The organism is Brevundimonas sp. CEF1, assembly GCF_051353055.1.
Taxonomy (GTDB): domain Bacteria; phylum Pseudomonadota; class Alphaproteobacteria; order Caulobacterales; family Caulobacteraceae; genus Brevundimonas.
In genome coordinates this window covers 583,743-599,507 of sequence record NZ_CP195593.1, presented here as the reverse complement: position 1 = coordinate 599,507, position 15,765 = coordinate 583,743, and the positions used below count along the sequence as shown (strand labels likewise).

Sequence of the window (15,765 nt, the reverse complement as noted above, 5' to 3'; positions counted from 1 at the left end):
AACACACCTTGTTGAGCGTCCGCTCTCGACCCGTTGCGGACATAGTTAGATCAGTTCCGCTATAGATGGCTTATGACCACCACCACTCCAACGCGGGATGCCGAAGCTACCCGACACGCGATCCTTCGGGCTGCGCTGGACCTCTTCGCTGAGGAGGGTTTCGAGGCAGTCGGAGTCCGCTCGATTGGAGCGCGCGCGGGCGTCGATTCTTCGCTGATCAGCCGATACTTCGGTGGAAAGGACGAGCTTTTCGTCGAAGTGATCAAATCTGGGAGCGTGAACTGGCAGCGTCGCTGGGGAGATCGTGAGAGCTTCGCTGAGCGCGTGACGGATGATGTTCTGGCGGTTCCAACTGGCGGAAGGGTGCTGCGCGACTTGCTCGTTCTGATGCGCTCCGCTGGATCAGATAAGGCCAAACGCCTCATCGATGAAGCGTTGGGTCACCAAGGCTTTCGCGACCTTGAAGCATGGATCGGGGGCGAGGACGCAGATGTCCGTGCGCGCCTACTTATGGGCTTTCTCGCCGGTATGGCCATCACCCGCGATCTGAACAGTAAGTTTGACCTCAGTCACGAACGCGCCGTCGTAATGCGCGAGCAACTCCGTTCAGCGGTTGCTGCCTTCCTCATGCCAGCGACTTGAGAACGCCAGTCCGCTTTCCACCCTTAGCGGACGAACGCCGGGTCCGCTGAGCGGACCCGGTCGGTGTCAGAGATCGATCTGCTCAGAGAGCTCCAAGGCGTCGTCAACTTCGATGCCAAGGTAGCGTACGGTGCTCTCCAGCTTGCGGTGACCGAGAAGCAGCTGGCATGCGCGCAGGTTGCCGGTCTTCTTGTAGACGAGTGAGACCGTCGTGCGCCTGAGGCTATGGGTGCCGTAAGCCGCGGGCTCCAGATCTATCAAACGGATCCATTGATCGACCAGTCTCGCGTACTGTCGCGTGCCGATACCGATCACGATCGACAAAATCCTGGACTGATTAGCCGAAGTCAGCATCCACCGTGCCGGGTCGCCGTCAGTCGGCTCTGGTGCGTGTAGTTCGGTCACCGGGAGGGTGATGGCAATTGCCAGCACCGCGTCCACGAATGCCTCAAGGCGGTCCGATTTGCGTTCGGTTGCTTTGAGAGAGGATGTCGCCATCTGACGCTACAGCATTTCGAGTGGGCGACGGCTCGCTGGCCGGGGAAATGCCGCATCGAGTGTCGCAAGGTCGGCGTCGGAGAGGACGATATCTGCGGCAGCGCGGTTCTCCCGCACATGTGCAATCGAACTCGCTTTCGGGATGGCGATAAGGCCATCGTGGCGCAACGTCCAGGCAAGTGCGACCTGCGCAGGGGTTGCGCCAGCCTGGGCCGCTACTTTGTCGAGCGCGGGATGGCTTGTGAGGCGTCCCTGCTCGACGGGACTATACGCCATCACTGGCACTTTGTGCTGGGCGAGCCACGGCAACAGGTCCAACTCAGGGCCTCGACGGACGAGATTGTAGAGGATTTGATCGGTTACGCAGCCATCCCCGCCGGCAGCGACAAGCTGGTCCATATCGTTGGTATCGAGGTTGCTGACACCCCAATGCCGAATCTTCCCTGCCGATTTAAGCGCCTTCATTGCCTCCACGGTCTCAGCGAGCGGCACCGATCCCCGCCAGTGGAGCAGGTAGAGGTCGAGCCGATCGGTGCCGAGCCGCTTCAGGCTCGCCTCGCACGCACCGGTAAGGCGGGAGCGCGATGCGTTCTGTGGATACGCCTTGCTGACGAGGAACAACTCGTCGCGACGGTCGCCGAGCGCTTCGCAGATCAGCACTTCCGCCGCACCGTCGCCGTACATTTCCGCTGTATCGACGAGCGTCATACCCAGCTCGACACCGGCGCGCAGCGAGGCAATTTCATCGGATCGCCGCTCGGCACGTTCGCCCATCTTCCAGGTGCCTTGACCCATTGAAGGAACCACTTCCCCGCCGGGCAATGTCACGTGTTTCATGTGCATCCGTCCTATTAGATCAGTTCGACTGCTCGGTCGCGGGAGGCGGATTGGCAGATGACCACCATGTAACGATCATATCGCGGCCGGCCATCGATCGAGTGCCATTTTGGCGATGGAGAGCAGTTCGTTGATCGTAGCGCCGTCGCGCGCCTGAACGGACATGCCTTCCATGACCGTATTGATGAATTTGCCTAGCACGGCCGGATCGGTGTTGGCCGCAAGCTCGCCCTGCGCGGCGCCGCGTTGCAGACGCTCGATCAGGAGGGCCTCCGCCGCGATGCGCTTGTCGCGCAGCAGGCATTCTATGGCGGCGGACGCCGGCGAAACGGCTGCCGCTGCCGAATACATGAAGCAGCCGGCCGGCGTTCCAGGTTCCGAGAATGATGACGCCGCTCGTTCCAGCAGGCCTTTGACGGCCTCGTAGGTGGACAACGCCGGATCGTTGATGGGTGCATAGATGTGGACGCTGAACGTCGCGGCGTAGCGCTCGATCACCGCCGCAAATAGCCCCGCCTTGTTGTCAAACGCTGCATAAAGACTGGCGGCGGCGACGCCAGTCTCCGCCACCAGATCGGCCATCGATGTCGCCTCGTAGCCGCGCTGCCAGAACAGCCGCACCGCCTTGTCGAGCGCAGCGTCAGTGTCAAACACACGAGGGCGACCCGCGCGGCGACGGGCTTTCGTCTCTGTCATCTCTGGCGCACGATATGGAACGATCGATAAATAATATCTTGAAACTGGTGGTCCACCCCCTTACAGAACGATCATTCAATAATCAAGGAGTCTCCAATGAGCCGCATCGTCCGTATCCACGAATATGGCGACGCCAGCGTCCTCTGGATTGAAGATGTGGCAGTCCCCGCGCCCGCGGCCGACGAAGTGCAGATCGCGGTGAAGGCGATAGGCATAAACCGCGCCGAGGTGATGTTCCGCAACCATGCCTACCTTCAGGAAGCCGAGTTCCCGAGCCGCCTGGGCTATGAGGCTGCCGGTACTGTCGTTACGGTCGGCGCGGACGTGACCGGGTTTGCGGAAGGCGAAGCCGTCAGCGTCATCCCCCCGCTCGATATCGCGCGCTGGGGCACTTATGGCGAGGTCGCCAACGTGCCCGCCCGCCTCGTCGTCAAGCATCCGGCGGCGCTGTCGTTCGAGGAAGCCGCGGCCGTGTGGATGCAGTATGTCACCGCCTGGGGTGCGCTGGTGGAGCAGGCGAAACTCGGCGAGGGCGATTTCGTCATCGTCACTGCTGCCTCCAGCAGCGTCGGCCTTGCTGCCTTCCAGATTGCGCGGATGGTCGGCGCGACGGTAATCGCGACGACGCGTACCGGCGCCAAGCGCCAGGCCCTGATCGATGCCGGTGCACATCATGTCGTCGCGACCGGGGAAGAGGATCTGGTAGCGAGGGTGATGGAGATAACCGATGGTCAGGGTGCGCGCGTGGTGCTCGATCCGGTCGGAGGCCCGTCGTTTGAGCCGCTGACCGAGAGCATGGCACGCGGCGGCATCTTGCTCCAATATGGCGCGCTCAGCGGCGAACCGACGCCGTTCCCGTTGTTCTCCGTGCTGGGCAAGAGCCTCACGCTCAAGGGGTATCTCTACAGCGAGATCGTCTCGGACGATGCCGTCCTCGATCGCGCCAAGGCGTTCATCGTGGCGGGTCTGGAATCGGGCGGGCTCAAGCCGCGGATCGCGCGCACTTTCCCGCTCGACGCCATCCAGGACGCTCACCGCTTCCTCGAATCGAACGACCAGATCGGCAAGGTCGTCGTTACGGTCTGACCGGCATACCGGGGGGAGTGAGCCATCGCTCCCCCCTTCCCCGACAGAGGATCGGACCCTCGGCGCCCATGCCGAGGCTGCTCGTGGCGAGGGCTTGAGAGCATGACCGGAACCTCGCCCGATTAGAAAAACGCCCGGCTCTGTGCAGGATTGAAACTCCCCCCCTGTATAGTATGCTGGAGCGATTTCTCGGGAAAACGCGATGCCACATTCATCAGAGGACAAGAAGCGAGCCATCACACGCTTGCGGCGCATCAAGGGTCAGGCGGACGCTCTGGAACGCGCGATCGAAGCGGGGGCCGATTGCGCTCCCCTGCTGCAGCAAATTGTTGCCATGCGTGGTGCGACAAATGGACTGATGGCAGAAGTGATGCAGAGTCATCTCAGGGAAACATTCGGTGCGGGCGCGGATCGGCCCGTCGGAGGCGCAGGTGGCGATCACGATGACGGCGTGGAGGGCGTAATGAAGATTCTGCGTACTTATCTCAAATGACGATTTCAGGCTCATTTTCTTGCCCGTGTTCTCCCGCACTTAGAGCCGTGCCCGGTCACGTAGCGACGGCCAAGTCGGTATCGTAGCCGGCGGCAGCAAGGGAGTTGCGGCACGCATCTGCCGTGAAGGGAGCCAAAGCCTGCCGGATGGCGTGCCACAGATCAGGGACGGCGCGGGCCGCCGCTGTCGGGAGCAGAGCCTTCAGCTTGGCGAAGATCTGCTCGATGGGATTGAATTCCGGGCTGTAGGGCGGGAGGTAGAGCATCCGCGCCCCGGCGGCCTCGATGGTCTCACGCACGCCTGCCACCTTGTGGGCCTGCAGGTTGTCGAGGATGACGGTGTCACCGGGCTTGAGCGCGGGCACAAGCGTGTCGGCGACGTAGGCCCGGAAGCGTGCGCCGTTGGTGGCGCCGTCGAACAGGGAAGTGGCGCACAGGCCATCGCTGCGCAGGGCGGCGGTGATCGTGGTGGTCTTGTAGTGCCCGTGCGGGACAGCCAGCCGGCAGCGCTCGCCTCGCGGAGCCCGACCGTAGCGGCGTGCCATGTTGGTGGCCGCGGCAGTCTCGTCGAGGAAAACCAGCCTGTCGGGATCGAGGGCGTCCTGGTTCTCGAACCAAGCCTCGCGGGCTGCCCTTACGTCCTCGCGCGCCTGCTCGGCGGCGTGGATCGCCCCTTTTCACGGGTGATGCCACGCCGGGCGAAGAAGCGGGATAGGCTGCTCGTGCTGGTCTGCAGGCCGCGCTCGGCCAAAGCGTCACGCAGTTCGCGCAGAAAGATCGCCGGCCGCGCCTCGTAGATCGTCAGGATCAGGTCGGCCTGCGCCTCGATCCGGTGCGAGGCATGATCGCCGCCCGACGGCTTGGGCGCAAGCTGTCCCTCCTGGCGAAACCGATCCGACCAGCGGCTGGCGCTGGACACGCTGACCCCAAACCGGGCTGCAGCCTGATGACAGGACGCGCCCGCGGCTACGGCCGACACGACACGCTCGCGTAAATCGACGGACAAAGGCGAAGGCATCGCCATCCTCCTTCACCCCTTAACGTCCCGCCCCTCCAGCCGTCCCAAACCGCTCGGGCACGGTTCTAATCCTGCACTCCTAAATGGTTCGTCCGGCGAATTTCTGAGGCGGTGCGGCCAGTCTTACGACGTAGCAGAGTGCGGAGAGTGGCTGCATTATCATAGCCGGTGCGGGCTGCGATCTCATCCATTCCCAATTTGGTCGTCCTCAGGAGATAAGCCGCTCGTTCAACGCGCAGGCTCTGGAAATAAGACAATGGAGAGCGGCCCAGCACCATATTGATTCTGCGGGAAAGAGTTCGTTCACTTGTCCCGACAAAGGCCGCGGCCTGCTCCAAGGAAAAGCCCGTATCGAGGTTTTCACGCGCCCACTTCTCGAAGAGCATCACCAGGTGGTCGGCGTGGCGCAAATGATCCGGGATGGCATAGGTGGCTTGAGGCGAGCGAGGATCGAGCATTAGGTAGCGAGCGACGGTGTCGGCCAGTTCGGGGCTCCGCTGACGAACGAACCAGAGCGCCAAATCAAAATGTGCGAGCACCGCGCCTGCGGTAACGACCCTGTCGTTACCCACCAGCGCACGGCTGTCATCGAGTGCAACGCTGGGATACCGGGCTCTAAAGAAAGGCGCGAGCCACCAACTGGTGGCCGCCTCTTGTTTGTCTAACAATCCCGTCTCGGCGAGGACGAATGTCCCCGTACAAGCGGCAGCGATAGTCGCACCATTTGCCTGCCAGGTTCGCAATAGTTCGACAGCTCGCTTTACATCGGGATGAGCAAGGGCGTCGGCAATGCCTTCCTCCGTCTTCGCTCCCAATGCCGGCACGAAGACAAAGCCGGGAGTCGGGAGGGCGTCGGCCCGAACCGTAGGGATTGCGAGGCCGTGCGCTGTACGTGTTGCGCGACGAATGCTGGAAACCGACGAGTTCAAACTTTCACGCAAGGCGGGGGGCGCCAAGTCGCGCGCCGTCGCTAAGGTGTCCTGAAACGCCGCAAGCCCAGTATCGAACACCCCATCTAGCGCTAAAATTGTCGTAGCTGTACTCATGGCGAGAATGGTATCAGGTTTGTCAATTCTGCCAAGCGCTAACGCTCCGCTGCGATGATAGTCTAGCGACGCGGCCGACGATGGCGCGATCAAATAGGGAAGAAAATTAGGACCATTAAAGTGTTCCTGCTCACGGCGGCCCTCGTTGTCGCCACCGGCGCGACAAGCGCAATGGCGAATACGACAGGCAGCTCGAAGTCAACCCAACCACACCCAAAGATGGAGACGATGAAGATGACACATATGGGCTTATTCGTGCGGCTCGACGCCAAGCCTGGCAAAGAAGCGGCTTTGGAAAAGTTTCTGAAGGACGCGCTGCCGTTGGCACAAGCCGAAACGGGTACTCCGGTCTGGTATGCTGTAAAGTTCGGACCAAGCAGTTTCGCGATCTTTGACGCCTTTCAGAATGATGGCGACAGAACCGCACATCTCAACGGTCCGATCGCGGCAGCACTCATGCAGAACGCCGATGAGCTTCTGGCCACGCCGCCGGTCATCGAGCGCTGGGATGTTCTCGCGGTCAAGTAAGCTAGACAGAGCGGTATGTGGCATCGCTGCGACCGCTCTGCCGCCATCGTCGTGGTGAGTTTCTTCTTCTACGTAAGCGATGTCGCGCTAGGCTAGAAGCCAGCCCCTGCTGCCTTCTCTGGTTTGAGATCCTCGTTAGGACACCTCTTTTATACTGGCAGGGAGTATGATAAAAATACTCCCTGCCAGTATGAGAATGTCGACGGATTTGCGCTGACGCAACGGCCTCGCACCAGCAATCAGTTTAAGTCAACGAGGGTATCCCAACATGAAATCTCGCGCCGCTGTAGCCTTCGAGGCGGGCAAGCCACTCGAAATCGTCGAGATCGATGTCGCCCCACCCCGGAAAGGCGAAGTCCTCATACGGGTGACGCACACCGGTGTGTGCCACACCGACGCGTACACGCTGGCGGGGAGTGATCCGGAGGGTGTTTTCCCGGTGGTTCTGGGCCACGAGGGCGCGGGCATCGTTGTCGAGGTCGGTGAAGGCGTCACCAGCGTTGAGCCGGGCGATCACGTGATTCCGCTCTACACCGCCGAGTGCGGCAAGTGCGACTTCTGCCTGTCGGGCAAGACCAACCTGTGCGTCGCTGTCCGCGAAACGCAGGGCAAGGGCTTGATGCCCGATGGGACCACCCGCTTTTCGTACAATGGTCAGCCCCTCTATCATTACATGGGCTGTTCAACCTTCAGTGAATATACTGTCGTCGCCGAAGTCTCGCTCGCCAAGATCAATCCCGAGGCGAACCCCGAACATGTCTGCCTGCTCGGCTGCGGCGTCACGACCGGCATCGGCGCAGTCCACAATACCGCCAAGGTCCAGCCCGGAGACTCGGTCGCCGTGTTCGGCCTCGGCGGCATCGGCCTCGCGGCGATTCAGGGTGCGCGCCAGGCGAAGGCGGGTCGCATCATCGCCATCGACACCAATCCGTCCAAGTTCGAACTGGCACGCCAGTTCGGCGCGACCGAGTGCATCAACCCCAAGGACCACGACAAGCCCATCCAGCAAGTGCTGATCGAGATGACGGGCTGGGGCATCGATCATACCTTCGAGTGCATCGGCAACGTCCACGTCATGCGCGCCGCGCTTGAATCAGCGCACCGTGGCTGGGGTCAGTCGATCGTGATTGGCGTTGCCGGCGCGGGCGAGGAAATCTCCACCCGCCCGTTCCAGCTCGTCACGGGCCGCGTATGGAAGGGGTCCGCTTTCGGTGGCGTCAAGGGACGGACACAGCTCCCCGGCATGGTCGAGGACGCGATGAGAGGCGATATCGATCTGGCCCCGTTCGTAACCCACACGATGGGTTTGGAGGAGATCAACGAGGCCTTCGAACTGATGCATCAAGGCAAGTCGATCCGCTCAGTCATTCACTACTGACCCATCGATCCGAAGCGGCGCGAAGCGCTCGAATCGACAACTCGCCCGTCATCATGGCCCGACCCCGGCCATGATGACGGGCGCTCTGGCAAATGGGCAACGCGTCGCGATGCGGTAACAAGGGCCGAAGTGCGGTCGTTACATGCCGATAGCGGCACTGACCAGGTCCGCCTGGCCCAGGCGCTTACCAGCGGAGTGTGTGGTCTCGTCGCGCGACCCAACGGGAAAAATGGTTTTGTCGTAACCTTTGTCTAGTGCTGGAAAAATATTTCAAAGGTGCCGAACATCGGGCCAGCCTGGCCGTTGGATGTATTGTGTCGGAAATGCATTCATCTGTACCCGACTGTGATGAACCACGGGCCGCACAGGCGTATAGGGCAGGAAGACTGAATTGAAGAGCAAGGATATTCACGCGACGACGCCGGCCACCGATCATGGGCATACGGGGCCGCCCGCTTGCGTGCAGGTTCGCGGCGCGCGCCAGAATAACCTCAAAAATATTGACGTCGATGTACCTCGCGACGCCTTCGTGGTGTTCACCGGCATATCGGGCTCGGGCAAGTCATCGCTCGCGTTCGGCACCCTTTATGCCGAAGCCCAGCGGCGTTATCTGGAGTCGGTTGCGCCCTATGCCCGTCGCCTGATCGACCAGGCCGGCGTGCCGGAGGTCGACGCGATCGACGGTTTGCCGCCTGCGGTCGCGTTGCAGCAGCAGCGCGGCTCGGCCAACGCGCGATCCTCGGTCGGCAGCGTGACGACGCTCTCCAGCCTGGTGCGGATGCTCTATTCGCGCGTCGGCGAATATCCGCGCCATCAGCCGATGCTCTATGCGGAGGATTTCTCCCCCAACACGGTCGCTGGGGCCTGCCCGACCTGCCACGGCATCGGCCGCGTATATGACGCGACCGAAGAGACGATGGTTCCTGACGACAGCCTCACCATTCGCGATCGGGCGATCGCCGCCTGGCCGACCGCCTGGCATGGCCAGAACCTGCGCGATATCCTCGTTTCGCTGGGCTATGACGTCGATACGCCGTGGCGCGACCTGCCGAAAAAAGATCGCGACTGGATCCTCTTCACTGAAGAGGCGCCGACGGTGCCGGTCTATGCGGGCTTGACGCCCGAACAGACCCGCGTGGCGCTCAAGCGCCGCATGGAGCCGAGCTACCAGGGCACCTTCACCGGCGCGCGCCGCTATGTGCTGGAAACCTTCGCCAACACGAAAAGCGCGCTGATGAAGAAGCGCGTCTCGCAATATATCATCGGCCGCGAGTGCCCGACCTGCGACGGCAAGCGCCTGAAGCGCGAAGCCCTGTCGGTTAAATTCGCCGGCCTCGACATTGCCGAGTTCGGCGACCTAACGGTGCTCAAGCTGAAGGACTTGCTGATGCCCGTCGCGCATGGCGCGTATGGGGCGGTCTCCGCCCCCTCAAAGGGCCATGTTCTGGAAAAAGCGGCCCGCGATGCAGCGGTCGAACAACGGGTTGCGGCGGGCGGCTCTGCGCACAAGAGCGCGCCCGACGTACGCCGCACGCCCAATCTCTCCGACGAGAAGCGGATCGCCGCCCAACGCCTTGCCTGCGAATTGATCGAGCGGCTAGAGCCGCTGATCGATCTTGGCCTTGGCTACATTTCGCTCGACCGCAGCACGCCGACGCTCTCCTCCGGAGAGCTGCAGCGCTTGCGGCTTGCCACGCAATTGTCGTCACAGCTTTTCGGGGTGGTCTATGTGCTTGACGAGCCTTCGGCAGGGTTGCACCCGGCAGATGGCGAAGCCTTGCTCACCATCCTCGAGCGTCTCAAGGCGGCGGGCAACTCCTTGTTCGTCGTCGAACATGATCTCGACGTGATCCGCCGCGCGGAATGGCTCGTCGATGTCGGGCCAGGAGCCGGGGATAAGGGCGGTGAAGTCCTCTACAGCGGGCCGATAGAGGGGCTTGCCGACGTCGAGACTTCGATCACCCGCCGCTACCTGTTCGCAGAGCCGCTCCGCAGTGAGCGCACACCGCGCGATCCCAAGGCATGGCTACGCCTGGAAGGGATCAGGCGGAACAATCTCCATGGTCTCGATGTCGAGTTTCCCCTCGGCTGCTTCACCGCTGTCACCGGCGTTTCGGGATCGGGCAAATCCAGTCTTGTCAGTCAGGCGCTGCCCGAGCTCGTCACGGAACACCTCGGCGGCTCCCGCATGGCCGAGGAGGAGGATATCGATCCGCTGCTCGATGTTGCGCAGACCGACACTGAAGGACGCATTGTCGCAGGCATGGAGCATGTTCGCAGGCTGGTGCGGGTCGATCAGAAACCGATCGGCCGCACGCCGCGCTCGAACCTATCCACCTACAGCGGCATGTTCGACCATGTGCGACGGATCTTCGCTGATACACCGCTCGCCCGCCGGCGGCACTACAGCCCGGGGAGGTTCTCGTTCAACGTACCGCAAGGCCGCTGCCCTGTGTGCGAGGGCGAGGGATACGTCATGGTGGAGCTGCTGTTCCTGCCGAGCGTTTTTGCCCCGTGCTCGACCTGTCATGGCTCTCGCTACAACCCGCAAACGCTCGAAGTCGAATGGAATGGGCGCAATATCGCCCAGGTGCTCGAACTGACGGTCGACGATGCGTGCGATTTCTTCGCTGGCGAGGCATCTGTGATGCGCTCCCTCGACGTGTTGCGGGAGATCGGTCTTGGCTATCTGAGGCTCGGTCAGCCGGCGACCGAGCTGTCTGGCGGGGAGGCGCAGCGCATCAAGCTGGCGACTGAACTGCAACGCGCTCAACGCGGCAACACGATCTACATCCTCGACGAGCCAACTTCGGGGCTTCACCCCTCCGATGGCGACCGGCTGATGCAACACCTGCAGGGTCTCGTAGACGCCGGCAATACCGTCGTAGTCGTCGAACATGACATGCGCGCCATCACACAGGCGGACTGGATCATCGACCTGGGACCGGGGGCCGGGGAAGATGGGGGCCGTATCGTTGCCAGCGGCGTCCCTGGCGTCGTTGCGGAAGCGGACGGCAGTCTCACCGCCCGCTACCTCAAGGCGGCGCTGTAGGTCTTAAATCTGGCTGAACGCACGTTCGATCAGGTGCATCTCAACCACACGTTGGAATGGGTCGAATCTGGAAGCGGAGCCGGCGATGTGTCGCCGCGGTTGACGCGGCTTAGGGTTTGAGTGCCCGTCAGGTGCGCCGTGTTCGTGTGATACGCGGCGTGGCGGATGGCCAGCGATTGGCCGTCCGCCACGCTTGCTCTGTGCCAACCTTCTCCAGGGAGAGGGCCCTCACATGGTTCGTCGAAACGCGCCGTCTTAATTCCCGACTGCGAGCCCAGCGCCCACACCTGCCGCGACTTGCTCCACGAGTTTGGCACAGAAGGCGGGCAAATCATTGGGATCGCGGCTGGTAACAAGGCCGTCGTCGACCACGACTTCCTCATTGGTCCATGCACCGCCGGCGTTCTCGATATCGACCTTCAGCGTCGGGTAGGACGTCAAGGTGCGACCCTTAAGCACGCCCGTCTCGATCAATGTCCAGGGCGCATGGCATATAGCCGCAACCGGTTTCTTCTGATCGAAGAAAGCCCGGATGAAACCAATTGCCTCGACGCTGCCGCGCAGCTTGTCGGCACCGACAGTCCCTCCGGGCACAACAAGTCCGTCGAAATCGTCGGCTTTGACCTCGGAAAACGTCTTGTCGATAGTATAGCTCCCGCCCTCGTCAAGATCGTTATTGACTGTGCGAGCCTTGCCCGGCTCAAAACTGACCACAGTCACTTTGCCCCCAGCGTCCTCGACAGCTTGCTTGGGCTTCGAGAATTCTGGTTCTTCCGTCCCGCGGGGTGCGATCAGAATGGCAACTGATTTGCCTTCCAAAGTCATAATTAATTCCTATTGCGTCGAAGACTAAGGTCAGGCGCCCGGCTTGAGCACGACCTTCGTCCAACCAGCATCGCGCTCGTCGAAATGCTTGTAGGCGTCTGGTGCCTGATCAAGCGGCAGTCGGTGCGAGATGATTTGGGCAGGATTGGCCCGGTCTTGCTCGATAAGCTTCATCAGTCGCCGGTTGTAGTGCTTTACATTGCACTGGCCGGTGCCGATCTTCTGGCCTCTGAACCAGAAGTTGCCGAAGTCGAACGCCATCTTGCCTTCCTTCTGGAGATCGTCGGGCGCGTTCGGGTCTTCCGGAATGAACACGCCGACGACGCCGATGCCGCCAGTGGCCTTCGTGCTTTTGACGAGGCAGTTCATCGTGTAATTGCTGCGCTCCTTGCCGTGGCGATCGCAACACTGATACCCGACCGCCTCGACCCCCCGGTCGGTCCCGAGCCCGCCGGTCGCGTCAAGGATCTGCTGGGCCGGATCGCCCTTGCGCATGTCGATCGGAATAGCGCCCATCGCCTCGGCCAGTTTCAGGCGGTCATCGTGAGAATCGACCACGAAGATCTGAGAGGCACCACGAATTTCGGCTGAATGCGCGGCCATCAAACCGACCGGACCGGCGCCGTAGATCGCGATGCTTTCGCCAGGCAGGAAACCTGACAGTTCGACGCCATGCCAGCCCGTCGGGAAGATGTCGGAGAGCATGACATAGTCATCCTCCTTCTCCTCAGCGTCCTCAGGCAGCTTCAGGCAATTGAAGTCCGCATAAGGAACGCGCATCAACTCGGCCTGACCACCTTGCCACGGACCCATCTCGGCAAAGCCATACGCTGCGCCAGCGGTTCCAGGGTTGGTCGTGAGGCAAAAACCCGTCAAACCGCGTTCGCAATTTTCGCAGAAACCGCAACCGACGTTGAACGGCATGCACACGCGATCGCCCTTCTTGATGCGATCTACGGCAGCGCCGACTTCGATGACCTCGCCAAGGTTTTCGTGACCGAAGACTTTGCCCTTCTCAAAGCTGGTACGGCCCTCATACATGTGAAGGTCCGACCCGCAGATATTGGTCGTGGTCAGCCGGATGATAACATCGGTCTGCTTTTCGATCTTGGGATCATCGATTGTATTGACGGAAACATCTTTGGGCCCGTTATACACGACAGCTTTCATGGATCTTTTCCTTTCGCAGCTCTTCTCAACACGTCATCAGATTGAGAGCGTGGTCATGATCCTGTTCATCGCAACGGCGGAGGACATGGCACCCTTCAAGTGATTGCAGTTTTACTCAACCTTCCGCCACCAGAGAGGTTCCTTCGCGTTAGGGCCATCCTCAAATGGTTTCACAGGGCTTTCTGAATGACTGGCCAGAACGGCCGAATAACGTGCTAAACGGAGGCGACCCGCGACGACCGCGAGGCGCGCCCGCCGCCATCGACTGAGCCGGCGCCGCCGCGCCCGGCACCGCGCGCGAAGGCTCAGCCGCCCGCTAACGCCTGCGCCGCCGCCTCGGCCACGCCCTGGTCCTGCTTGCCGGTGCCGCCTGACACGCCCACCGCGCCGATTACCTTCTCGCCCTCCTTGATCGGCACGCCCCCGGCAAAGATCATCACCTTGCCGTCGTTGGAGGCATGGATGCCGTAGAAGTCGGCGCCCGGCTGGGCCAGCTTCGCCAGCGCTTTGGTCTCGACGTCGAATGCGCGCGCCGTCCACGCCTTGTCGATCGCGATGTCAACGCTGCCGCGCCACGCATCGTCCATCCGCGCGAACGCTAGGAGGCAGCCGCCCGCGTCCACCACCGCGATGTTCATCGGGTTGCCGATCCGCTCGGCCTCCGCGATCCCCGCATCAATGATCGTTCGCGCGTCGTTCAGGTCGAGCGTTTGGGTAGCGCGCATGGTGGGTCTCCGTGGCCGGTTCGTGGAACACCGCTCAACGCACGCCGCCGCGCCCGCCCCCCCCCCCAACAGGGCGGTGAGACCGACGCGCTAGGGTGCCCATCGCTCCGTTATTTCGCGGCCAGCAGGGTGAACTTGTGAATCTGCGGCGGTTCGGAAAACAGTTCTTCTGCCTTGTCCATCAGTGCGGCGGCAACCTTGCCGTCAAGATGGGCCTGCCGATCCTCCTCTGTGTCGAACGTATCGAAGATCGCGCACGCACCGGGACCTTCTTCGATCGCATACCAGGTTAAAGTGCCCGGCTCAGCTTGAACGAGCGGTAATGCGGAGGTCAGGAAATCGGCGACATCGCGCTCTTTTCCGGGCTTGGCCTTCAGCGGTACATACAGGGCAAGTTTGAGCATAAATCACTTCTCAAGTGGAACGCTCAGTTATTCTGACGTGCCCCTGAGAATTTCCTCCACGCGGAGCTAGAGTCCGGCCCTTGAAAGGACGGACGGAATGAAACGAGCGAGATTCACGGAAGAGCAGATCATCGGGATCCTGCGGGAGAACGAGGCCGGCGCCAAAGCGGGCGAGCTGGCGCGCAAGCACGGCGTGTCGGAGGGCACGATCTACGCCTGGAAGGCCAAGTTCGGCGGGATGAGCGTGTCGGACGCCCAGCGCCTGCGCGCCCTGGAAGACGAGAACGGCCGGCTGAAACGTCTGCTGGCCGACGCCATGCTCGACAAGGCGGCGCTGAATGATCTGCTCTCAAAAAAGTGGTAAGGCCCGCGGCGATGCGCCAGGCCGTCGCCCATCTGAAGGCGGCGTTCGGCGTCAGCGAGCGGCGGGCCTGCTCCATCATCAAGGCCGATCGCAAATCGGTGCGCTATCGCTCCTGCCGTCAGCCGGACACGGCGCTGCGGGAGCGGCTACGCGCGCTGGCTGTGGAGCGGCGACGGTTCGGCTATCGGCGGCTGTTCGTGCTGCTGCGACGTGAGGGTGAGGCCTCGGGCAAGAACCGGATCTACCGGCTCTATCGCGAGGAAGGCCTGACGGTGCGCAAGCGCCGCTCACGTCGTCGCGCCATAGGCACGCGGGCGCCGATCCTGGTCGAGGCCAGGCCGAACGCCCGCTGGTCGCTGGACTTTGTGCACGACCAGTTCGCCACGGGCCGCCGCTTCCGCATTCTCAACGTGGTCGACGACGTCACCCGCGAGTGCCTGGCGGCGATCCCCGACACCTCGATCTCGGGACGCCGCGTCGCGCGAGAGCTGACAGCGCTGATCTCTCGGCGGGGCCGTCCTGCCATGATCGTCAGCGACAACGGCACGGAGTTTACGTCCACGGCCATCCTGGCCTGGGCGCAGGATCAAGGCGTCGACTGGCACTACATCGCGCCGGGCAAGCCGACCCAGAACGGGTTTGTGGAATCCTTCAACGGGCGGATGCGCGACGAACTGTTGAACGAAAGCCTGTTCTTCGGCCTCGACCACGCCCGCCAGAAGGTCGCCGCCTGGGCGCTGGACTACAACACCCGCCGGCCGCATTCATCGATCGGCTACCTCACCCCGGAGGCTTTTGCCGCCAGTCTGACCGCAACAGGCCGACCCGCTGCGCAGGATGAAAGCTGCGCGGTCCGGCCTGTTGCTCATCCCACGCTGCGAGGCGTAACTAACCCAAGGACTCTGGTCGCCGCTGGATGAAAATTCAGGGGCACGTCAATTCTTCGGCAGAGTAACGGACGAGCGGGCCGGTACGTTCCCCATGAGGCGGAGCACACGCGGCCC

The 15,765-nt window shown here is 62.2% G+C and carries 15 protein-coding genes and 2 pseudogenes; 7 read left to right on the top strand and 10 right to left on the bottom strand.

Annotation, left to right across the window (positions count from 1 at the left end):
- The first annotated feature begins 72 nt into the window (after positions 1-72).
- Positions 73-642 (top strand): TetR/AcrR family transcriptional regulator, encoded by a 570-nt coding sequence (locus ACR9FL_RS03035; RefSeq protein WP_436357090.1) that lies wholly within the window; start codon positions 73-75, stop codon positions 640-642.
- Positions 643-708: 66 nt separating this feature from the next.
- Here ACR9FL_RS03035 and ACR9FL_RS03030 read toward each other — a convergent pair.
- The 4 genes and pseudogenes from ACR9FL_RS03030 to ACR9FL_RS03015 form a co-directional block, all read right to left on the bottom strand.
- A pseudogene (locus ACR9FL_RS03030) lies at positions 709-948 on the bottom strand (tyrosine-type recombinase/integrase); the annotation flags it as partial.
- 75 nt (positions 949-1,023) lie between these two features.
- Positions 1,024-1,140 (bottom strand): annotated as a pseudogene (locus ACR9FL_RS03025) (TMEM175 family protein); the annotation flags it as partial.
- A gap of 6 nt (positions 1,141-1,146) precedes the next feature.
- Positions 1,147-1,977, bottom strand: coding sequence for an aldo/keto reductase (locus tag ACR9FL_RS03020; RefSeq protein WP_436357088.1), 831 nt, complete (start codon positions 1,975-1,977; stop codon positions 1,147-1,149).
- Between the two features lie 75 nt (positions 1,978-2,052).
- Positions 2,053-2,631: a TetR/AcrR family transcriptional regulator gene (locus tag ACR9FL_RS03015; RefSeq protein WP_272815273.1), complete on the bottom strand. Its 579-nt coding sequence runs from the start codon at positions 2,629-2,631 to the stop codon at positions 2,053-2,055.
- Between the two features lie 138 nt (positions 2,632-2,769).
- Between ACR9FL_RS03015 and ACR9FL_RS03010 the strand changes: the two genes are divergently transcribed.
- Positions 2,770-3,759 (top strand): zinc-dependent alcohol dehydrogenase family protein, encoded by a 990-nt coding sequence (locus ACR9FL_RS03010; RefSeq protein WP_436357087.1) that lies wholly within the window; start codon positions 2,770-2,772, stop codon positions 3,757-3,759.
- A gap of 202 nt (positions 3,760-3,961) precedes the next feature.
- Positions 3,962-4,252 carry a metal/formaldehyde-sensitive transcriptional repressor gene (locus tag ACR9FL_RS03005; RefSeq protein WP_436357086.1) on the top strand — a complete coding sequence of 97 codons (291 nt, stop codon included), beginning with the start codon at positions 3,962-3,964 and terminating at the stop codon, positions 4,250-4,252.
- Between the two features lie 55 nt (positions 4,253-4,307).
- Here ACR9FL_RS03005 and ACR9FL_RS03000 read toward each other — a convergent pair.
- A protein-coding gene (locus ACR9FL_RS03000) for an IS630 family transposase (RefSeq protein WP_436357084.1) occupies positions 4,308-5,269 on the bottom strand; the annotation gives its coding sequence in 2 pieces (ribosomal slippage) (positions 4,308-4,930 and positions 4,930-5,269; 963 coding nt in all).
- A 65-nt stretch (positions 5,270-5,334) separates the two neighbouring features.
- Positions 5,335-6,315, bottom strand: coding sequence for a GlxA family transcriptional regulator (locus ACR9FL_RS02995; protein ID WP_003601689.1), 981 nt, complete (start codon positions 6,313-6,315; stop codon positions 5,335-5,337).
- A gap of 120 nt (positions 6,316-6,435) precedes the next feature.
- Between ACR9FL_RS02995 and ACR9FL_RS02990 the strand changes: the two genes are divergently transcribed.
- From ACR9FL_RS02990 to ACR9FL_RS02980, 3 genes are all read left to right on the top strand, one after another.
- Positions 6,436-6,843: a putative quinol monooxygenase gene (locus tag ACR9FL_RS02990; protein ID WP_436357082.1), complete on the top strand. Its 408-nt coding sequence runs from the start codon at positions 6,436-6,438 to the stop codon at positions 6,841-6,843.
- Between the two features lie 268 nt (positions 6,844-7,111).
- On the top strand, positions 7,112-8,221 hold the full coding sequence (locus ACR9FL_RS02985) for an S-(hydroxymethyl)glutathione dehydrogenase/class III alcohol dehydrogenase (RefSeq protein ID WP_436357080.1): 1,110 nt from the start codon (positions 7,112-7,114) through the stop codon (positions 8,219-8,221).
- Between the two features lie 391 nt (positions 8,222-8,612).
- A complete protein-coding gene (locus ACR9FL_RS02980) occupies positions 8,613-11,273 on the top strand; it encodes an excinuclease ABC subunit A (RefSeq protein ID WP_436357078.1) in 2,661 nt (886 codons plus the stop codon).
- A gap of 255 nt (positions 11,274-11,528) precedes the next feature.
- Here the strand turns inward: ACR9FL_RS02980 and ACR9FL_RS02975 are convergent, their stop codons facing one another.
- The 4 genes from ACR9FL_RS02975 to ACR9FL_RS02960 form a co-directional block, all read right to left on the bottom strand.
- The gene (locus ACR9FL_RS02975) at positions 11,529-12,098 is read right to left on the bottom strand and encodes a type 1 glutamine amidotransferase domain-containing protein (RefSeq protein ID WP_436357077.1); all 570 of its coding nucleotides are present in this window, start codon (positions 12,096-12,098) and stop codon (positions 11,529-11,531) included.
- A 30-nt stretch (positions 12,099-12,128) separates the two neighbouring features.
- Complete coding sequence (locus ACR9FL_RS02970; RefSeq protein ID WP_436357075.1) at positions 12,129-13,268, bottom strand: glutathione-independent formaldehyde dehydrogenase; 1,140 nt, start codon at positions 13,266-13,268, stop codon at positions 12,129-12,131.
- Positions 13,269-13,573: 305 nt separating this feature from the next.
- Entirely contained in the window at positions 13,574-13,993 is a 420-nt protein-coding gene (locus ACR9FL_RS02965; protein ID WP_436357074.1) for a GlcG/HbpS family heme-binding protein, read from the bottom strand.
- A gap of 110 nt (positions 13,994-14,103) precedes the next feature.
- Positions 14,104-14,397: a putative quinol monooxygenase gene (locus tag ACR9FL_RS02960; RefSeq protein ID WP_436357073.1), complete on the bottom strand. Its 294-nt coding sequence runs from the start codon at positions 14,395-14,397 to the stop codon at positions 14,104-14,106.
- Between the two features lie 97 nt (positions 14,398-14,494).
- Between ACR9FL_RS02960 and ACR9FL_RS02955 the strand changes: the two genes are divergently transcribed.
- A protein-coding gene (locus ACR9FL_RS02955; RefSeq protein ID WP_138141362.1) for an IS3 family transposase occupies positions 14,495-15,681 on the top strand; the annotation gives its coding sequence in 2 pieces (ribosomal slippage) (positions 14,495-14,756 and positions 14,756-15,681; 1,188 coding nt in all).
- Positions 15,682-15,765 lie beyond the last annotated feature (84 nt).

Coding starts and splice junctions, on each gene's coding strand:
- ACR9FL_RS02965 (WP_436357074.1), bottom strand. CDS start 13,993: ATGCGCGCTACCCAAACGCTCGACCTGAACGACGCGCGAACGATCATT.
- ACR9FL_RS03020 (WP_436357088.1), bottom strand. CDS start 1,977: ATGAAACACGTGACATTGCCCGGCGGGGAAGTGGTTCCTTCAATGGGT.
- ACR9FL_RS03035 (WP_436357090.1), top strand. CDS start 73: ATGACCACCACCACTCCAACGCGGGATGCCGAAGCTACCCGACACGCG.
- ACR9FL_RS02995 (WP_003601689.1), bottom strand. CDS start 6,315: ATGAGTACAGCTACGACAATTTTAGCGCTAGATGGGGTGTTCGATACT.
- ACR9FL_RS02960 (WP_436357073.1), bottom strand. CDS start 14,397: ATGCTCAAACTTGCCCTGTATGTACCGCTGAAGGCCAAGCCCGGAAAA.
- ACR9FL_RS02975 (WP_436357077.1), bottom strand. CDS start 12,098: ATGACTTTGGAAGGCAAATCAGTTGCCATTCTGATCGCACCCCGCGGG.
- ACR9FL_RS03005 (WP_436357086.1), top strand. CDS start 3,962: ATGCCACATTCATCAGAGGACAAGAAGCGAGCCATCACACGCTTGCGG.
- ACR9FL_RS02985 (WP_436357080.1), top strand. CDS start 7,112: ATGAAATCTCGCGCCGCTGTAGCCTTCGAGGCGGGCAAGCCACTCGAA.
- ACR9FL_RS02970 (WP_436357075.1), bottom strand. CDS start 13,268: ATGAAAGCTGTCGTGTATAACGGGCCCAAAGATGTTTCCGTCAATACA.
- ACR9FL_RS03010 (WP_436357087.1), top strand. CDS start 2,770: ATGAGCCGCATCGTCCGTATCCACGAATATGGCGACGCCAGCGTCCTC.